Here is an 18,924-nt window from a genome sequence, read left to right on the forward strand (position 1 = left end):
AATTTTCAATAATCTGTGTTTAATTCTTATTTTTCAATTCTCATTATTCATTTTATTTACTATCTTTGCAGTCATGAAACTATGCATTTATTGTTCTGCTAATCAGCAGATAGACCCCGACTTCTTCGCCATGAGCGAGGAACTGGGCCGTTGGGCCGCAGAAAACGGCCATTCCATCGTGTTCGGCGGCCACGATGCCGGACTCATGCACAGCGTGAGCAAGGCGGCGAAAGAGGCCGGTGCACAGGTCATTGGCGTGGTGCCGCGTCGCATTGAGGAGATGGGACGCCTCAGCCCCTACCTCGATGTGCACATCCCCACCGAGAACCTGACCGACCGCAAGGACCTGATGATGCTGCAGAGTGATGCGTTTATCGTGCTGCCTGGCGGCATTGGCACCCTCGACGAGCTGTTCACCACGGCAGCAGCAGCCACACTGCAATACCACCAGAAGCCACTGATCCTGTGGAACATGAAAGGTTTTTGGGATTCGCTCATAGCCTGTCTCGACGACCTGAGCGAGAAAGGTGTGATTCGCGGCGACTGGCACCAGCTCATCCGCGTGGCGTCAACGCTCGACGACGTCCAGCGCCTACTCGGCTAACTGGGCAGCCATGGCGCTGCCGAAGCCCTCGTCCACCGAGTTATCTACACTCTGACAGACGTTGGCCGAGAACTGCATGGCATAGCTGATGACGTTGTCCCACTGCTGTTCGGTGAGTCCGCGCTCGATGTTTTCGCGTGTGATGTGGTTTTTGATCATGCCAAACACGAAGCCTGCATTGAAGTTATCGCCCGCACCGATGGTGCTCACCACCTTGTTGTTGTGGTCCACGGCATACTGCTTGGAGAAGTTATCGTCGGCACGCAGTTCCACGGGTCCGGCACCACTGGTATAGATGAACTTCTTCGTGTAGAAGGCTATCTGCGAACGATAGATGGCATCGGGATCGGTCTTGTGGAACATCACCTCGAAGTCTTCGCTAGAGCCACGCACAATGTCGGCCATCTCCAGGTTCTCCAGGATGTTGGGCGTCAGCTTCATCACCTCGTTTTTGTGCGACGAACGGAAGTTCACATCATAATAGAGGATGGCACCACGGTTGCGCGCATACTCCAGAAAGGCCTGCACCTGCGGACGTATCACGGGGTTCACGGCGAAGTAAGAGCCAAACACCACGATGTCGTCTTTCTGAATGTCGGGATAGGAGAACTCCAGTCGGTCGTTGACATGATCTTTGTAGAAGATATAGTCTGCATCGTTCTTCTCGTTGAGGAAGGCCAGCGATACAGGCGACTTGGAATCGGGATAGACATAGACACACGAGGCATCAACACCATTTTTCTCGATGAAATCGATAATTCTGCGCCCCACGTGGTCGTTGCCGGTCTCACTGACCAGCGAGGCTTTCACGCCCGAACGCCCTAGCGATATCAGACAGTTGAACGTGGAACCACCCGGCACAGCACCTATCGGCTGTTCGTTTTTAAAGATGATGTCGAGAACCGTCTCGCCTATACCAATAACCTTTTGCATTTATCATATCATTTAAAGTCCGATGCAAAGATAAGCAATAATTATCATCTCAAAGAATTAATTGCGAAAAAAAACAAAAATCATTCGTTTCTTTGAAAAACAAACCTTGAGCATATCTTTTGCGGTATGCGCTTTTTTTCATACCTTTGCACTTCAAATGACGAAATACAACACTTTTACACTCGACAACGGCCTTCGCGTCATCCACCTGCCATCCGACTCGCAGGTGGTGTATTGCGGCATCGCCGTCAAGGCGGGCACACGCCACGAACTGCCTGGCGAGGAGGGACTGGCCCACTTCTGCGAGCACCTCTCGTTCAAGGGCACACAGAAGATGTCGGCCGTACAGATCATCAACGCCATCGAAGGACTGGGAGGCGAACTGAATGCCTTCACCAACAAGGAGGACACGGTGTTCTACTGTGCCATTCAGGCTAAGCATGCCAAGAAAGCCATCGGCGTGCTCTGCGACATCGTGTTTGACAGCACCTACCCTCAGGCTGAGGTGGAGAAGGAACGCGAGGTGGTGTGCGACGAGATCGACAGCTATGAGGATACGCCTGCCGAACTGATCTACGACGAGTTCGAGAACATCCTGTTCGAGGGGCACCCCTTGGGCCACAACATCCTGGGCACCAGCGAACAGGTGCGCAGCTACACCAGCGACGATGCCCACCGCTTCACCAGTCGCTACTATCGCCCTGAGAACTGCGTGTTCTTCCTCAGTGGCGACATCGACAAGAAGACCATCGCCACCACGCTCAACAAGTCGATCAAGGGAAAGGGCGAACAGGCGGTTCAGCCCGCTGGGCACACAGCCACGCCCCTGAAGGAAAAGACGGACGAGAGGTTACTCGTTCGCCACCGCGGCACCCACCAGGCACACGTGATGCTGGGCACACGCGCCTTTGCCGGCAGCGACCCTCGGCGCTGGGCGCTCTACCTGCTGAACAACATACTGGGCGGACCGGGCCTCAACTCGCGACTGAACATCGCACTGCGCGAGCGCAACGGACTGGTGTATAGCGTGGATAGCTCGATGGTGAGCTATAGCGACACGGGCATGTGGTCGGTGTATTTCGGGTGCGACCCGGCCGACGTGAAGCGCTGCTTGCGACTGGTACGCCGCGAACTAGACAAGCTGATGCAGAAACCGCTCTCGACCACGCAACTGGCCGCCGCCAAACGACAGCTGCAGGGCCAGCTGGCCATTGCCAGCGACAGCCGCGAACAGTTTGCGCTCGACTTTGCCAAGAACTTCCTGCACACGGGTAAGGAGCGCGACCTCACCGACATCATGCGCCATATCGACGGGCTCACCAGCGATGATCTTCAAAAAGTCGCAAAGCAACTTTTTGCTGAAGACAGAATCACCACTTTGATATATAAATAAACGAAGAAGGCTAACCGGAGTGGTTAGCCTTCTTTCGTGTTATCTCACTACGGCTCGCACATAGCTTGAACCCGCCGCCATCTTCTGGTCTTTATCATAGTTCAAGCCATATTTACCTTCCGGCATATCGCTCAGCACAAAGCGCGTGCATCGCCGTCCGGCTTCCACCTTGTCGGTGGCCGATGTCGTAATAGCAGTTGCAGCCAGATCAACCAAGGCACCCAGCAGACCGCCATTATTGCTGTTCACGCTGGTATCCAGACTTATCAGGCCCTCACGATGATACAGCGTCTCGCCCGTCTTCGTAGAGCGCAGGATATACTCCACACCGGCAGTCAGACTGCCAGCCACCTTGTTTCTGTTCCACGACTTGATAATCGTGAACATGGCTGCATCGGCACCCAGCACATTACGGAACTGCGAGAGGTCACCCTCCAGGAACATCTCTGCATCATAGGCACTCTCTGCCTGAAACATCTCCATCGTCATCATGGGTGAATAGACATAGTAGCCTTTCTCGCATAGAGGCGTATAGAGCGTGGTGTAGAAATAATCCTTAGCCTCTACGTGGTTGGTCTGATTGATGGGTGGCATCACGGCAATGGTCAGAGGCCGTTCTTCATACATCTTAGGATACTGCGCATCACGTGTGATGACTTCCTTCTGAGCGCATGACGATATCAATAGCATCATCAAGCCTAAAAACATATACTTCTTCATTTCTCCAACTGCTTAATGATTCTTGAAATAAACGCTTCCGACTCTGGATAGGCCTTCATCTCTGCACGCAGCAGCGCCAGTCCCTCTTCCTTTTTACCTGCCTTGCAGAGCAGATAGCCATATTCCGCATTGACGCCTGGCGGAACCGCTTTGCGCAGTCCCTTCTGACTCTTCAGCACTTTCTCATACTGCACCATGGCCTTGACCAGCGTCTCCTCTGTGCCACGCTTGGTATAGGTATAGGTTGCATCCTCGGAGTCATACCAGGAATACAACGTTTGTTGGGTCTGACACGAGGCCAGTGCCATCATGCAGACACCTAGGAACAGCAACTTCTTCATGGCAGCGTGATGATTTTAGTTTGTTGGGCTGAAAGGAACAGCTGTTTCTGATAAACCACCTGTCCGTTGAACGTCACCGACACATTCCTGCGACCAGGAGCCACACCATATTGTGTGCCTTTTCTATTGGCCACCTTCGGCTTCACCACCTTGGCGTCGAACTTCGTACCGTCCACATCCACCTGCACGGGCTTTGAACCGTTACCATAAGTATCGTTAGGTCCTACAAACACCAGGTAGGCCATGTCTTCCTTACCACTCTGCTGAGCCACGGGATAGTTTGTCTTGCAACCAAACAGGAAGGCGCAAAACGCGATTATTGCGAATAAAATCCTTGTCTTCATAGCATTCTACTTTATTTCCTCGATATAATAATCCGTCAGCTTGCTGACATCAATAGCTGCGTCATCGCCTGAGAAAGAGATGAACGAATATTCCGTCTCTGGGGTGTCACCGCCCGTGGCAGTCACAGTCACCGTGCCCACCTGTTTGCCAGGCAATTCTATCATCACGCCCGTTTGCGGGTTCTTCACCGACCTTCCCTTGGTCTTCACGCCAAAGGTATCACCCACCTTGATGCCCTGACTGGTGCCACCGGCAATGAGTTGTGCGTCCTTGTCGAAGGACAGGAAGTAAGTGCGCCAAGGCTTGTCCGTACACTTGTTGATAATATTCTCCACCAACTGACCGATGGCTTCCGAGATGGCCTTGTCGCTCAGCGTAGCATCGTAGCTAGCCTTGCCACCCACACCCATCGTTGTCTTGGTGGTCAGTTCGGCAGAACCCTTCGCTTCATCTGAGTAAATTATCAAGCCTGTTGACACATCTACCAAGCGGATGGCCACAGCAGCCTCCACCACCTGCGTCTTCGTGCTGGTGAAGGTGCCCGACTTACCAATGTTCTTTCTACCAAACTCCGTTACCGAACCAATGATCATATAGTCGGCACCGATAGCAGAAAGACCGTTTTCACTCTTCTTAGCCTCCTCCAGCAGAGCAGCCAAGTCGCTACGTTCCAGCAACAGGAACTTACCAGAGGCAGCCAACTTTGCCGACAGAATGTCGAGAGCCTGCTTACCCATGGGGTCGTTTTCCTTATCATAGAAGATGCCCTTCGCATATTGCGTCTCGTTACTGAAACGGCCAATGGCCACTTTTCTTTTCAGCACCCTACTGCCTGTGTCAGCCAAGTCTTGCTTCACAGGCTCCACTATCTCCACCTTGCGCTGAGCCTGAGCCAAGGCGCAAACCAGGAATAGTGCCGTCAACATTACAATTTTCTTCATCGTGTTATTCATTTAAAGATAGTATACTGTGGGCAAAGATAGGCAATTCCGCGGTAAGTTCCAAATTTTCCATTAGAAAAGTACCGCTTTGCTAAAACGAAGCAATCATTCTCAAAATAAATTCTGGCCAGAATTAATTGAATTTTGGCCAAAATTTAAAATCATCCTTTTCTCTATATCCGGCGAAAAGGAGCGCACTTCGTGCGGAAATTCCACAGAATTGGAAACAAAATTATTCAGAGATGATTTTATTTTTTTGCTTAATTTTGAACCATATTTTGGATAATTTCCCTGCGAAGCAGGCTCAAATTAGCGGAATAGACTTATACCCCAAAATCAAATTATAGCTATAATTCAATAAAAAATAGCTATAATTGCACGAATTATAGCTATAATTTGTTTGAATAGTTAAACTTACACATTATTATATCAATAGCCTTGGTTATTTTAAAAAAACATCTTACTTTTGCATGGCGTTTCGCACTGAATAGTAAAAGACCAATAGTAAGTAATTGTTTATCAACCTAAAATAATAATGAGTAAAGACAAGAAAACCGTACTGACGCTCGACGCCGGAGGTACTAACTTTGTATTCTCGGCCATTTGCGACAATGAAGAGATTGTAGAACCCGTACGTCTGAAGGCTGTGACCACCGACACCGAAGGCTGTCTGGCCACACTGGTGCAAGGATTCACCACCGTCAAAGAACAACTCAAGGAGGAACCCGTGGCCATCAGCTTCGCCTTTCCTGGCCCTGCCGACTATGAGCATGGCGTGATTGGCGACCTGCCCAACTTCCCTTCGTTCCGTGGCGGCGTGCCCCTGGGTCCGTATCTGGAGAATGTGTTCGGCATTCCCGTGTTTATCAACAACGACGGCAACCTGTTTGCCTATGGCGAGGCACTGGCCGGTGCGCTGCCCCGTGTCAACAAGGCCCTGGAGGAGGCTGGCGGCAAGCGCCGCTATAAGAATATGGTGGGCGTGACGCTGGGCACGGGCTTCGGCTGTGGCGTGGTCATCGACCAGGTGCTGCTGACGGGCGACAACGGCTGTGGCGGCGACACATGGTGCACGCGCAACGGCATGTATCCCTTTGTCATTGCCGAAGAGAGCGTGAGCATTCGCGCCGTGCGCCGCGTCTATGCGGAGATGTCGCACGAGGATGCCTCGCAACTGACGCCTAAGGACATCTGCGACATTGCCGATGGCAAGCGCCCAGGCAACGTGAAGGCGGCGAAGGAGAGCTTCCGCCAACTGGGACAGGTGACGGCGGCTGCGCTGGTCAACGTGCTGAACATCGTGGATGGCATCGTGGTGATCGGTGGCGGCGTGGCCGGTGCTGCCCATCACATCCTGCCGGGCATGATGGAGGAATTTGCACGTCCTGTGGGCACATTCTCCGGACATCTGATGCCTACGCTGCAGTCTGAGGTGTACAACTTCGAAGACCCCGAGCAGCGTGCGGCCTTCCTGGAAGACAAGGACACGTATGTCAAGGTGCCACACACCAACAAAGAGGTGCTCTACTGCAGTCAGCGCAAGGTGGCCATCATGGTGTCTGAGCTGGGTGCCAGCAAGGCCATCAACCTGGGTGCCTACAACTTTGCACTGAAGAAGATCGAGGGGTGAACTGCCCGCTGACCGTCAGGCACATCTATCTACCCACTTACAAGGAGGTTAGACGGGACTTTCCACCCGTCTGACTTCCTTTTTTGATACCCGCAAGGGTCGTCTCTACAGAAAAAAGTGATGAAAAAAGTAGCACGTTATCATTTTTTTTATACCTTTGCAAAACATAACATAACAATCCGTTAACTATGACTACACTACTCATTCTACTTCAGCTACTCATCGTCCTGTGCATGATCTTCATTGGCGCCAAGGTGGGCGGCATCGGTTTGGGAATCTACGGCATGGTGGGCGTGTTCGTCCTGGTATTCGTCTTCGGCATGGAGCCGGGAGCCATCCCCATCGACGTGATGCTCATCATCGTGAGTGTCATCACGGCATCGGCCTCACTGCAGGCAGCTGGCGGACTGGACTACATGGTGAACCAGGCCGCGCGGTTCTTAAAGAAGCACCCCAGCCGCATCACGTTCTATGCGCCACTCACCACATGGCTCTTCAGTCTGCTGGCAGGCACCGCCCACACTTGCTATGCGCTGCTGCCCATTATCTCGGAGATTGCACGGAAAGAGAAGGTGCGCCCCGAGCGCCCGCTGACTGTGGCCACGATAGCGGCATCGCTGGGCATCACGGGTTCGCCGGTGTCGGCAGCCACGGCTGCCATCCTCTCGCAGTCGCTACTGGGTAGTCATGGCATCGGTATCAAAGACATCATGCTGGTCACCATCCCGGCATCGCTCATCGCCATCCTGGTGGCTTCGCTGGTACAGAACTACATAGGCAAGCCGCTGGAGGACGACCCCGAGTACCAGCGACGACTGCGCGAAGGACTGATCCAGAGCGAGGAGCCCACCACCGAGAGCACCGCGGCCATCAATCCGCGTGCCAAATGGGCCGTGGCCGCCTTTATGTTGGGTGTTGTTCTAGTGGTACTGTTTGGCAGTTTCCCCACCCTGCGCCCGTCGTTCCACGGTGAGACGCTGAGCATGAACGCCACCATCGAGATGGTGATGATGAGCATCGCGGCCCTGATACTGCTGGTGGGCAAAGCCGACGTGCGCAAGGCGGCCAGCGGCAACGTGTTCAGTTCGGGCATGAACGCCATGGTGTCTATCTTCGGCGTGGCCTGGATGGGCAGCACGTTCTTCGAGGGTCACCACGAAGTCATCCTTGGCAGCATCCAGGGCGTGTTCGCCACCTACCCCCTCCTCTTCGCCATCCCGCTGTTCGTGTTCAGCATCATGCTGTTCTCGCAGGCAGCCACCGCCAAGACGCTCTATCCCGTGGGTCTGGCCATGGGCATACCGCCACTGGCCCTGCTGGTGCTTTTCCCTGCCGTCAACGGCTATTTCTTCCTGCCCAACTACCCCACCGAGGTGGCTGCCATCGGCTTCGACCGCACTGGCACCACGCGCATCGGCCGCTATGTGGTGAACCACTCCTTCCAGCTCTCGGGCTTCATCACCACCTTCGTCTCCATCGCCGTCGGCTATCTGATCGTCACGCTCTTATACTAACTCCGCAGGTCACTATGGAATGGACCCAAATAAGCATGAATAAATACCTAGAGGAGAAATACAAATAACACGTCTGTTTCTGATAAGCATGCTAAAAGCGGCACTATACACGGGTAATAGTGCCGCTTTTAGCATGCAATAGTATAGCTTTTGTCACGCAATAGTGGCACTTTTGGTGCGCATCTAGAGTCTAGAATCATTCATTCTAGAGTCTAGATCTGATAATTCTAGAGTTTAGATTCACTCTTTCTAGAGTCTAGATTCGCTAATTCTAGAGTCTAGAATGATTTTAAAACCTGTAGTATTGCAGAGCCATTCTGCCACAAAAGCTATTAAAAACAGGCGGTTTCATCGGTCAATACGAGGCATATTATGAGGCGACTGTCGTACTACCAGATTAATATCACGATTTTTAGGTATTGCGCAGCTGGAGAAATCGCAGTAATTTTGCACCGTCAATTGGGAACAATGGTGAAAAGATTGTAAAATTAATGATTATAAATAAGAAATGTGTTTAGGTAAACAAACAATGCTGGGCATCCTTGTCGGCATGGCTTGTTGCACTCAGGCAGAGGCACAGGTGGGCAAGGATACCGTGAAACTGAAAGAAGTACAGATTGTGGGAAAGTCGCAGGCTCGTCGTCTGCACGAACAGGCGTATGCCGTGTCGGTATTGGACCTGAAGAAGCAATACATGGCGGCGGCACCACTGAACAAGCTGCTGAACACGGTATCGTCGGTCCGAATCAGAGAAGACGGTGGACTGGGCTCTGACTATAGCTTCACAATGAACGGCTTCTCGGGCAATCAGGTAAAGTTCTTCATGGACGGCATTCCGATGGACAACTTCGGTTCGTCGTTCAATCTGGCCAGCATCTCGGCCAACATGGCAGAGCGCGTCGAGGTGTATAAGGGTGTGCTGCCCGTGTCGCTGGGTAGCGACGCACTGGGTGGCGCGGTGAACATCGTGACACGTGCCAACGCCAACTACCTGGATGCTACCTACAGCGTGGGCTCGTTTGGCACCCACCGCGTGGCCGTGAACGGTGCCTATACAGAAAAAAACGGTTTCACCGTGCGTGCCAACGCTTTCTTCAACTATTCTGAAAACGACTATGAGGTGGATGCACCCATCGTGAACCTCAACACGGGACTCACCGTCGGTGAGCGCCGCGTGAAGCGCTTCAACGACCGCTATCACTCCATGGGTCTGCGCCTGGAGACAGGACTGGTGCGCCAATCGTGGGCCGACTATCTTCTCGTGGGCGTGATTGCCTCTGAGAACGAGAAGCAGATTCAGACCGGTGCCACGATGGATGCCGTATATGGCGATGTGAAGCAGCGCAGCCATTCGCTGATTCCCAGTCTGCGCTATAAGAAGACCGACCTCTTCACACCGGGACTGGACCTCACCTTCTATGCCACCTATAACATGGTGAAGGATCACACCACCGACACCGCTGCCGTGCGCTACAACTGGCTGGGCGAGCAAGTGGCTGCCAACAGCCGTGGCGAGGGCTACCTCACCGACGCCACCATCCGTAACCACGAGTGGCAGGCCACGGGCAACCTGAACTACGTGATTGACGACCACCAGACGCTGACACTGAACCACGTGCTGACAAGCCTGCGTCGTAAGCAGAACGATCCGGAGTATCCTGACTATCCCATGAACAATGTGGCACAGAGACTGACAAAAAACATCACCGGTCTGGGCTACCAGATGCGACTGGGCGGTTGGACAGCCAACGTGTTTGGAAAATACTACCAGATGCACTCGTCAACACATAAGTTGCTGGATCAGTTCCTGGCCACCGAGCGCTACGAACAGGTGAGCGCCGACAAACATCAGTTTGGCTATGGCGCCGCTGCCACCTACTTCTTCCTGCCAGGGCTGCAGGCTAAGGTCAGCTTTGAACAGGCCTACCGCATGCCAGAGGCTGTGGAGCTGTTTGGCGACGGTTTCCTGCAGAAGAGCAATACCGACCTGCGCCCCGAGAGTTCACGAAACCTGAACGCTGGTCTGCTGTTCGACCGCACACTGGGCGCACACCACGTGGCTGTTGAGGCCAACTATATTTACCGACACACAAAAGACTTTATATATAAAGGAGTGAGCCTGACCAACAACCCCACCACGTCGTTCGAAAACGTGGGCAAGGCCATCACACATGGCATCGAGACCAGCGTGCAGTACGACTTCAAGCGCCTGGCACATGCTGGCTTCAACCTGACCTATCAGGACATCAAAGACCGTCAGGAAACGGAGGGAGCCAACAACTCGTATGTGAACAACGGCATCGCTGAGAACCTTACCTACGGTCAGCGTATCCCCAACATTCCCTATTTCTTCCTGAATGGAGACCTGAGTTGGAACTTCCACAACCTGCTGGCCGAGGGCAACACGCTCACCGTGGCCTACGGCTGTAACTATGTATATAAGTACTACCTCAGCTTCCCAGGCCTGGGACGCCCCGACAGCAAGAAGTACATCCCCACACAGTGGTCGCATGATGCCTCGCTGACCTACCTGATGGGCGGCGGCAAATACAGCGTTGCCCTGGAGTGCACCAACCTGACCAACGAGCAGCTCTACGACAACTACAGATTGCAGAAGCCAGGACGTGCCGTCAACCTGAAATTCCGTGTTTATCTTACTAAAATGTAATGTTGCAGACAATGAAAAAGTATTTCTCAATCATACTCGCAGCCCTTTCTGTTGTGCTCACCTCGTGCGACGAGGACATGGGCAGCACCGAGGTTCCCAACCAGCCTTATGTGCTGGCACTCGGCATCACAGCCAACAACACCACCACTTATTATGTAGTGACCACCGACGATCTGATGCGCACCGACCGCACCATCAACGCCCTGGCCAACGGTATCGAACAGACTGGCTACCGCGACTATCAGCAGGCCGAGCAGACCATTTTTTCTATCGGCGGCATGGGTGTGACCAGCGCCACCGGCATCCAGCGCGACGGCAACGGCTATATTCAGGAGCGCGGCAACTTCGTGTTCAACGAGACGCCTATCGGCTTCTGTCAGGTGGACGACCGCCACATGGCTGCTCTTGAGTTGCCAACATCGACCAACAAAGGCGGACAACTCACTTTCTACACCGTGGATATCAACACGCTGGCACTAGACCATAAGGTGAGCACCACCCCTGTGGCTCCTATGGACAATCACGACTGGCCCTACGTCACTGGCATGCAGTACGCCGGTGGCAACCTCTACGTGAGCTACGAGCCCATGAACCCCAACACGTTCAGCTCTGACTATGCCGATACGGCCTTTGTTGCGGTCTATTCCTACCCCGACTGCCAGTTCAAGACACTGATCAAAGATGTGCGCTTTGGCAATATCGGTTCGTGGAATGCCTTCAACGGATTGCAGAAAGACGAGAACGGCGACCTCTACGCTATGTCGAACACCTCAATGGCTAACGGTTTCTCGCAGTCGCCCAAGAACTCTGGTTTCTTGAAAATCAAGGCCGGCGAGACGCAGTTTGACCCCGACTATACGTTCGACTATCAGGCACTGACAGGTCAGAAAGTGGCCCACTGGCTCTACCTGGGCAACGGCAAAGTGTTTGCCGAGGTGACCACCCGTCTGGATGCGGCCCCCTGGAGCGATGCAGACCTGAAGTGCTGCGTAATAGACTTGGTGAAGAAGACATCGACAGACGTGACGGATATCCCCGTGCACAACGGTAATGGTGGCCGACGCTTTGCCTGCTTTGCAGAAAACGGATACGTATATACGCCTATCGCAACCGATGGTGGCGTCTATATCTATCGCACGGAGATAGCTACTGACAAGGCTGTACGTGGCGCACGCATAGAAGCTAGTTTCGTGGGGGGGGTGTTTAAAGTTAAATAAGAGACCCACCCACTAGCCTCACCCCCAACCCCTCTCCGAAGGCGAGGGGAGAAAAGACCCACCCCCTACCCCTCCCTGTGGAGGGAGGGGAGTAAATAGAAAGAAGTGCATAGCGGTAAGATCCGTTATGCACTTCTTTTGTTTGTTCGTAAAAAAGTATGTTCGTTTGTTCTTTCAGTCGCTCCGCTTGGTGAAAGCGGCAGAGCCGAGCGATTATGTCTTTTAAATCCGTTATTATGTCTTTAAACTCTGTTAGTGTGTCTTGATGTTGCGCGGATGGTGCTCCAGGATCTCTCGCCGCAGGCTCTGTGTGGAGATGTGTGTATAGATCTCGGTGGTGCCTATGGACTCGTGGCCCAATAAGGCCTGTATCACCCTCAGGTCGGCACCACCCTCTAGCATGGCTGTGGCGAAGGAGTGACGCAGGGTGTGGGGCGAGATGACCTTATGGAGGCCAGCAGCGGCAGCCTGTTCTTTCAGCATGATGAGAATCATGGTGCGCGTGAGGTGAGCACCACGACGGTTCAGGAATACATAGTCCTCTTCACCCGGCTTGATGTTCAGCGACTGGCGCCACGGCAGGTAGTCCTTGATCTCGTGGAGCGCCCGCTCAGAGATGGGCACTAGGCGCTCCTTGGAGCCCTTACCCATGATGCGCAGGTAGCGCTCGTCCTCGTAAAGGTCGGACCACCGCAGGTTCACCAACTCTGACACACGCAGACCGCAGGAGAACAGCACCTCGATGATGGCGCGGTTGCGATGGCCCTCGGGCTTAGAGAGGTCGATGGAATCTTCCAGCTGATCCACTTCACTGGGTGTCAAGAACTCAGGCAGGTGCTGTCCCAGCACGGGCGACTCGAGCAGTTCGGTGGGGTCGCTGTCCAGATAGCCGTCGAGCACCAGAAAGCGATAGAATGCCCTGACGCCACTCAAGATGCGACACTGCGAGCGTGGCCCGATGCCGATGTCGTGCAACTGTGCGGCAAAGGCCTGCAGATGGTGCAGTTGCACATCGACCACGCTGATGCCTTCGCCCCGCAGATAGCCCAACAGCTTCTGCAAGTCGCGACGATAAGCATCGAGCGTATTAGGCGACACGCTGCGTTGCAGTTTCAGATAGCGCTGATAGTCAATGACTATCTTTTTGGTCATCTCATCGACTTTCATCGCAGCAAAGTTACACTTTTTCCGTGAAAATCATCCTCTTTTCAATTATTTTATTTACCTTTGCCGAGATAAACCATAAGACGATGAAGATTCAGATTATCAATGGCCCCAACCTGAACTTGTTGGGAAAACGCGAACCGGGCATCTACGGTCAGCAGTCGTTCGAGGACTACCTGAAGGAGTTGCGCGCTCAGTATCCCGACGTGCAGATAGACTACTATCAGAGCAATATCGAGGGCGAGCTGATCAACAAGATGCAGGAGGTGGGCTTCACGTACGACGGCATCGTGCTGAATGCGGGTGCCTATACACACACCAGCATTGCGCTGCAAGACTGCATCCGCTCGCTGAAGAGCCCCGTCATCGAGGTGCATATCTCTAATGTGCATCAGCGCGAGGAGTTCCGCCATAAGTCGATGATCTCGTGCGCCTGCAAGGGTGTGATCTGTGGCTTCGGCATGAATAGCTACCGTTTGGCCGTCGAGGCGCTGAAAGCATGACGATAGACGAGTACATACTGAAGCATATAGACCAGGAGCCAGAGTATCTTTACAGGCTCTACCGTGCCACCAATATATATATGTTGCACGGACGCATGGCCAGCGGACATCTGCAGGGACGACTGCTGAAAATGCTGGTGCAGATGATACGGCCGAAGAACATCCTGGAGGTGGGTACGTTCAGTGGCTACAGTGCCCTGTGCATGGCCGAAGGACTGGAGGAGGGCGGCAAGCTCTACACCTTCGAGATCAACGACGAGCAGGAGGACTTCACACGGCCGTGGATAGAGAACTCGCCCGTGGCCGACAAGATAGAGTTTATCATTGGCGATGCTATCAGCGAAGCACCGAAGCTGGGCGTCGTGTTCGACATGGCCTTCATCGATGGCGACAAACGCACGTATAAGGAGACCTACGAGATGGTGCTCTCGATATTGCGCCCAGGCGGTTTCATACTGGCCGACAATACGTTGTGGGACGGGCATGTGGTGGATCCCGCCTACGCCAAAGACCAGCAGACCCGCGGCATCGAGACCTTCAATGACTATATAGCCCAGGACGACAGGGTGGAAAAGGTGATACTGCCCCTGCGCGACGGACTGACATTGATTAGAAAAAAATAAAAAAGCTTTTAAAGAGAAAATACTATGCAAGAAACAAGACAGAACAAAATAGCAAGACTGCTGCAAAAGGAGCTGAGCTTGATATTCCAAGAGCAGACACGTGCCATGCACGGTGTGATGGTGAGCGTGACCCGCACAAAGGTGTCGCCCGACCTCAGTATTTGTACGGCCTATCTGAGCATCTTCCCCTCGGACAAGGGCGAAGAGATACTGAACAACGTAGAGAAGAGCGCGTCGCAGATCCGCTATTCGCTGGGTCAGCGCGTGCGTCATCAGTTGCGCATCATCCCCGAACTGCGCTTCTTCATCGACGACAGTCTGGACTATATCGAGCGTATCGATGAACTGTTGAAGAAATAAGAAAGTGAAACGTGAAGAGTGAAGAATAGGCTGTTGTCGCATGAACTTTCCTTTCTACATAGCTAAGCGCTATATCTTTTCAAAGAAATCAACCAATGTCATCAACCTCATCAGTGGCATCTCTGTGCTGGGGGTGGCGGTGGCAACGATGGCGTTGGTGGTCACGCTGAGCGTGTTTAATGGGTTCAGCGACTTGGTGGCAACGCTCTTTACGGCTTTCGACCCGCAGATAGAGATCACACCGACACAGGGTAAGACGGCACCTGCCGACGACCCCGTGCTGACAGAGATTCGCCAGTTGCCGCAGATCGACGTGGCCACCGAGTGCGTAGAAGACCAGGCGCTGGCCATCTATAACGGACGGCAGGCCATGGTGCAGATCAAAGGCGTGGACGACAACTTCGACCAACTGACGCATATCCGCGAGATTCTGTTGGGCGACGGCACCTTCGAACTGCATGCTGCCGACATACAATACGGCATCATGGGCGTGCGACTCGCCGACCAGTTGGGCACGGGCATCTACTTCGACCAGCCCTTGCGCATCTTTGCGCCCCGCAGAGAGGGACAACTGGACATGAGCGACCCGGCCGAAGGATTCGTGGAGGATGAGCTTTATTCGCCCAACTGCGTGTTTGAAGTGCTGCAAGGAAAATATGACAGTCGGTATATACTGACCAGCATTGGCTTTGCGCGTCGCATCTTCGACCAGCAAGGCATGATATCATCGCTCGAGCTCCGCCTGAAGCCCGGTAGCGATTTCGAAAAAACAAAGGCGGAAATAAAACGTATTGCAGGCGACAACTACCAGGTGTTGGACCGTTTTGAACAGCAGGAGGACACGTTTCGCATCATGAAGATAGAGAAGCTGATAGCCTATATCTTCCTGACCTTCATCCTACTGGTGGCTTGTTTCAACATCATCGGGTCGCTGTCTATGCTCATCATCGACAAAAAGGATGATGTACAGACGCTGCGCAACCTGGGAGCCAACGACCAGCAAGTGTCTCAGATCTTCCTCTTGGAAGGTTGCCTGATCTCATTTTTCGGCGCTTTCATCGGCGTCTTGGTGGGCCTGTTGCTGTGCTTCCTGCAGCAGCAGTTTGGCATCATCGGCCTAGGCTCCACCCAAGGCTCGTTCATCGTGGATGCCTATCCAGTGAGTGTTCACCCCACAGACGTGGTGATTGTGTTCCTGACGGTCATCGTGGTGGGCTTCCTCTCGGTGTGGTATCCCGTGCACTACTTCTCGCGCCGACTGTTGAAGTAGGCGTTTATCCTAATAGTTTTCTGGTGTCTTCAAGGATGGCGAGCAGCTCATCCATCTTGTTGGTGCGCAACATGGCGATGCGCGTCTGACGGAAGTTGGGTATAGCCTTGAAGATAGGCGTGGCTGCCAGGTGGCGACGGGTGTGAAGGATGCCACGCAACTCGTCGATACGCTCTACATTGATGCGCAGCTGCTCTTCAAGAACATCCAGCTTCTGGTTGAAATCGAAGGTTTCATCGACCGTTCCGTGGTCCAGATAGTCGCGTATCTCCTTGAAGATCCAGGGGCGGCCGAAGGTGGCTCGACCCACCATCACAGCATCTACGCCGTATGTCTCGAAGGCACGCTTGGCCTCTTCGGGCGAGGTGATGTCGCCATTACCAATGATGGGAATGGTGATACGGGGATTGCGCTTCACCTCACCAATCAGGGTCCAGTCGGCTTCGCCAGTGTACATCTGGGCACGGGTGCGACCATGGATGGTCAGGGCCTTGATGCCACAGTCCTGCAACTGCTCGGCCAGGTCGGTGATGATGAGCTGATCTTGGTTCCATCCCAGACGCGTCTTGACCGTGACGGGCAGTTTGACAGCATCCACCACCTTGCGTGTGATCTCCAGCATCAGGGGAATATTTTGCAGCATGCCGGCACCAGCGCCCTTGCCTGCCACCTTTTTCACCGGACAACCGAAGTTGAGGTCGATCAGGTTGGGGCCTGCCTGTTCTACAATCTTGGCAGCCTCGACCATCGCATCCACATCGCGACCATAGATCTGAATACCTACGGGGCGCTCTTCGTCGCTGATAACCAACTTCTGCTGGGTGGTCTTTACGTCGCGTATCAAGGCCTCGGCACTCACAAACTCGGTATATACCATGGAAGCACCAAAGCGCTTGCACAGCAGGCGGAAGCCAATGTCGGTGACATCCTCCATCGGTGCCAGGAACACCGGCTGCGAACCAAATTCAATATCTCCTATTTTCATCTTTCTGTTATTATTCCCTTTTATATTCTAATGATAGCTGCTGCAAAGCAACGCAAGCTCATGTCTCTTTTTATCTTCAACGTCTATACGAACCACTCTCTTCTATTTCAAGAGATGATAAGTGCCGCCTGCCATGGCACGCACCACGCCCTTCATCTCCATCTGGAAGAGCAGACCGGTGAGTTGGCCTATGGGTATGTGCGCCTTAAGCGACAGATGGTCCAGCTGTAGGTCACCGATGGCGTTCAGCACGTCAACAACCGCCTGTTCTTCAGGCGAGAGGTTGGGAAAGAGATCGCGCTCGATACCCTTATCGTGAGCCTGTTTCAGCTGTTGATCAGACTGCCATCCCATGAACGAGACAAAGTCCTCGGCGCTGGTGATGAGCTGAGCGCCATTGTCGCGAATCAGGTTGTTGCAGCCCTCACTATAGGGTGCTCCGACGGGGCCGGGGAAGGCAAACACCGAACGGTTGTAGTCCATGGCGATGCGTGTGGTGATGAGACCGCCGCCCTTGCCCGCACTCTCCACTAAGATGGTGGCATCGCTCATGCCCGCCACGATGCGGTTGCGCTTCACAAAGTTGATCTTGTCTGCCCGGGTCTGCGACATATATTCTGTGAGCAAGCCTCCATGCGTGACCATCTGCTTAGCCGTGTCGCGATGGGCAGCAGGATAGAGGTCGTCGAGTCCGTGCGCCAGCACGCCCACCGTCTCATAGCCGTTCTCCAGCGCCTGCCGGTGGGCATTGATATCCACGCCATAGGCCAAGCCGCTAACGATGAGCATATCGGGACAAAGCCTCTGCAAGTCACCGATGAAATGGCGTATCAGGTCCTGACCGTAGGTGGTGCAGTGGCGAGTGCCAATCAGGTTGATGACCCGTCGCTGGTTGAGCGGTGCCGAACCCAGGTAGTACATGATGATCGGCGCATCGGGACATTCGCAGAGTCGCTGCGGATAGAGCTCGTCGCCCAGCATCAACGGTTGGATGCGGTGCTTGGTAATAAACTCCATCTCCTCGGCCGCACGTGCCAGAGGCAGCGACCAGTCCTTCAGGTTCTCAGCCAGACGGTCGGTGCAGTCGGGCACCACCTCCTTGATATCGTTGCGATGCTCATAGACGGCTTTTCCGCCTCCCAGTTGGCGATACAGCTGCAGCGCCGTCTGGAAGTTGAAGCCCGTCATGCGGGTCAGGGCGATGGTATAATATACCTCCTGATCGTTCATCGGCTTAAGAATCTCTGGAAGGCTGCATCGTAGTCTTCACTGTTGCCCAGACGACCATTGACGAGACACACCAGTTCTATCTTGCCACGGAAGCACAGCTGTTCGTCGCTGGCGCGGTAGATATCCTGGTGGAACACATACTTGATGCCCTCCTTGGTCAGGTTCAGTCGTGAGATAAACTCATCATCGGGGCGCAGGGGCACCTTGTATTGCAGTTGCATGCGTGCCACCACGGCATCCACGCCCTTGTTGTGCATCTCGGCAAACGAGAGGCCGCACTCTTTCAGGAAAAGGTGGCGCGTATGTTCGCAGTAGTGCACATACTGAGCATTATTCACGATTCCCTCAATGTCGCATTCGTAGTCACGAACCTCCATGCGTGTCTCAAAAATGTATTTCATGTCGTCAAGTGTTTATGCGGATGCAAAGTTACAAATAAAATCTTTAAACCTTTGACATTTTAAATAAAATGAGTATCTTTGC

Annotated in this window: 19 protein-coding genes; 10 read left to right on the forward strand and 9 right to left on the reverse strand. The window is 53.5% G+C overall.

The features are described from left to right. Positions 1–73 precede the first annotated feature (73 nt). Positions 74–604 carry an LOG family protein gene (locus T496_RS0102215; RefSeq protein ID WP_027449301.1) on the forward strand — a complete coding sequence of 177 codons (531 nt, stop codon included), beginning with the start codon at positions 74–76 and terminating at the stop codon, positions 602–604. Here the strand turns inward: T496_RS0102215 and T496_RS0102220 are convergent. Continuing rightward, positions 593–1,537 (reverse strand): PfkB family carbohydrate kinase, encoded by a 945-nt coding sequence (locus tag T496_RS0102220; RefSeq protein WP_027449302.1) that lies wholly within the window; start codon positions 1,535–1,537, stop codon positions 593–595. The genes T496_RS0102215 and T496_RS0102220 overlap by 12 nt on opposite strands. A gap of 157 nt (positions 1,538–1,694) precedes the next feature. Between T496_RS0102220 and T496_RS0102225 the strand changes: the two genes are divergently transcribed. Then, a complete protein-coding gene (locus T496_RS0102225; RefSeq protein ID WP_027449303.1) occupies positions 1,695–2,930 on the forward strand; it encodes a M16 family metallopeptidase in 1,236 nt (411 codons plus the stop codon). A 39-nt stretch (positions 2,931–2,969) separates the two neighbouring features. On the opposite strand, the gene T496_RS0102230 is transcribed toward T496_RS0102225, so the two are convergent. From T496_RS0102230 to T496_RS0102245, 4 genes are read right to left on the reverse strand one after another with little or no spacing between them, the layout of a single operon-like run. Further along, the gene (locus T496_RS0102230) at positions 2,970–3,650 is read right to left on the reverse strand and encodes a GNA1162 family protein (RefSeq protein ID WP_027449304.1); all 681 of its coding nucleotides are present in this window, start codon (positions 3,648–3,650) and stop codon (positions 2,970–2,972) included. Then, positions 3,647–3,991, reverse strand: coding sequence for a DUF4810 domain-containing protein (locus T496_RS0102235; protein WP_027449305.1), 345 nt, complete (start codon positions 3,989–3,991; stop codon positions 3,647–3,649). Before T496_RS0102235 ends, T496_RS0102230 begins: the two co-directional genes overlap by 4 nt. After that, entirely contained in the window at positions 3,988–4,335 is a 348-nt protein-coding gene (locus T496_RS0102240) for a hypothetical protein (protein WP_027449306.1), read from the reverse strand. Before T496_RS0102240 ends, T496_RS0102235 begins: the two co-directional genes overlap by 4 nt. 6 nt (positions 4,336–4,341) lie before the next feature. Continuing rightward, the gene (locus tag T496_RS0102245) at positions 4,342–5,277 is read right to left on the reverse strand and encodes a CsgG/HfaB family protein (protein WP_027449307.1); all 936 of its coding nucleotides are present in this window, start codon (positions 5,275–5,277) and stop codon (positions 4,342–4,344) included. A 532-nt stretch (positions 5,278–5,809) separates the two neighbouring features. On the opposite strand from T496_RS0102245, the gene T496_RS0102250 reads away from it, so the two are divergent. The 4 genes from T496_RS0102250 (at position 5,810) to T496_RS0102265 (ending at position 12,306) form a co-directional block, all read left to right on the forward strand. Beyond that, on the forward strand, positions 5,810–6,907 hold the full coding sequence (locus T496_RS0102250) for an ROK family protein (protein ID WP_155808599.1): 1,098 nt from the start codon (positions 5,810–5,812) through the stop codon (positions 6,905–6,907). A 188-nt stretch (positions 6,908–7,095) separates the two neighbouring features. Next, a complete protein-coding gene (locus tag T496_RS0102255) occupies positions 7,096–8,421 on the forward strand; it encodes an anaerobic C4-dicarboxylate transporter family protein (RefSeq protein WP_027449309.1) in 1,326 nt (441 codons plus the stop codon). Between the two features lie 529 nt (positions 8,422–8,950). Further along, complete coding sequence (locus T496_RS13245; RefSeq protein WP_394331333.1) at positions 8,951–11,089, forward strand: TonB-dependent receptor; 2,139 nt, start codon at positions 8,951–8,953, stop codon at positions 11,087–11,089. Further along, complete coding sequence (locus T496_RS0102265; RefSeq protein WP_027449310.1) at positions 11,089–12,306, forward strand: DUF4374 domain-containing protein; 1,218 nt, start codon at positions 11,089–11,091, stop codon at positions 12,304–12,306. Before T496_RS13245 ends, T496_RS0102265 begins: the two co-directional genes overlap by 1 nt. 252 nt (positions 12,307–12,558) lie before the next feature. Here T496_RS0102265 and T496_RS0102270 read toward each other — a convergent pair whose 3' ends face one another. After that, positions 12,559–13,473 (reverse strand): site-specific tyrosine recombinase, encoded by a 915-nt coding sequence (locus tag T496_RS0102270; protein WP_027449311.1) that lies wholly within the window; start codon positions 13,471–13,473, stop codon positions 12,559–12,561. A gap of 83 nt (positions 13,474–13,556) precedes the next feature. On the opposite strand from T496_RS0102270, the gene aroQ reads away from it, so the two are divergent. The 4 genes from aroQ to T496_RS0102290 are packed head-to-tail and all read left to right on the forward strand — an operon-like array spanning position 13,557 to position 16,226. After that, positions 13,557–13,973 (forward strand): type II 3-dehydroquinate dehydratase, encoded by a 417-nt coding sequence (aroQ, locus tag T496_RS0102275; protein ID WP_027449312.1) that lies wholly within the window; start codon positions 13,557–13,559, stop codon positions 13,971–13,973. Continuing rightward, complete coding sequence (locus tag T496_RS0102280; protein WP_027449313.1) at positions 13,970–14,596, forward strand: O-methyltransferase; 627 nt, start codon at positions 13,970–13,972, stop codon at positions 14,594–14,596. Before aroQ ends, T496_RS0102280 begins: the two co-directional genes overlap by 4 nt. A 24-nt stretch (positions 14,597–14,620) precedes the next feature. After that, positions 14,621–14,956 carry a 30S ribosome-binding factor RbfA gene (rbfA, locus tag T496_RS0102285; protein WP_027449314.1) on the forward strand — a complete coding sequence of 112 codons (336 nt, stop codon included), beginning with the start codon at positions 14,621–14,623 and terminating at the stop codon, positions 14,954–14,956. Between the two features lie 40 nt (positions 14,957–14,996). Continuing rightward, positions 14,997–16,226 (forward strand): FtsX-like permease family protein, encoded by a 1,230-nt coding sequence (locus T496_RS0102290; RefSeq protein ID WP_027449315.1) that lies wholly within the window; start codon positions 14,997–14,999, stop codon positions 16,224–16,226. Between the two features lie 4 nt (positions 16,227–16,230). Here T496_RS0102290 and dusB read toward each other — a convergent pair whose 3' ends face one another. From dusB to T496_RS0102305, 3 genes are all read right to left on the reverse strand, one after another. Continuing rightward, positions 16,231–17,211 carry a tRNA dihydrouridine synthase DusB gene (dusB, locus tag T496_RS0102295; RefSeq protein ID WP_027449316.1) on the reverse strand — a complete coding sequence of 327 codons (981 nt, stop codon included), beginning with the start codon at positions 17,209–17,211 and terminating at the stop codon, positions 16,231–16,233. 102 nt (positions 17,212–17,313) lie between these two features. Then, on the reverse strand, positions 17,314–18,441 hold the full coding sequence (gene dprA, locus T496_RS0102300) for a DNA-processing protein DprA (RefSeq protein WP_027449317.1): 1,128 nt from the start codon (positions 18,439–18,441) through the stop codon (positions 17,314–17,316). Next, positions 18,438–18,842 (reverse strand): acyl-CoA thioesterase, encoded by a 405-nt coding sequence (locus tag T496_RS0102305; protein ID WP_027449318.1) that lies wholly within the window; start codon positions 18,840–18,842, stop codon positions 18,438–18,440. Before T496_RS0102305 ends, dprA begins: the two co-directional genes overlap by 4 nt. Positions 18,843–18,924 lie beyond the last annotated feature (82 nt).

Origin of the sequence: Xylanibacter brevis P6B11, assembly GCF_000621825.1 — a bacterium.
In the GTDB taxonomy this organism is placed as follows: Bacteria; Bacteroidota; Bacteroidia; order Bacteroidales; family Bacteroidaceae; genus Prevotella; species Prevotella brevis.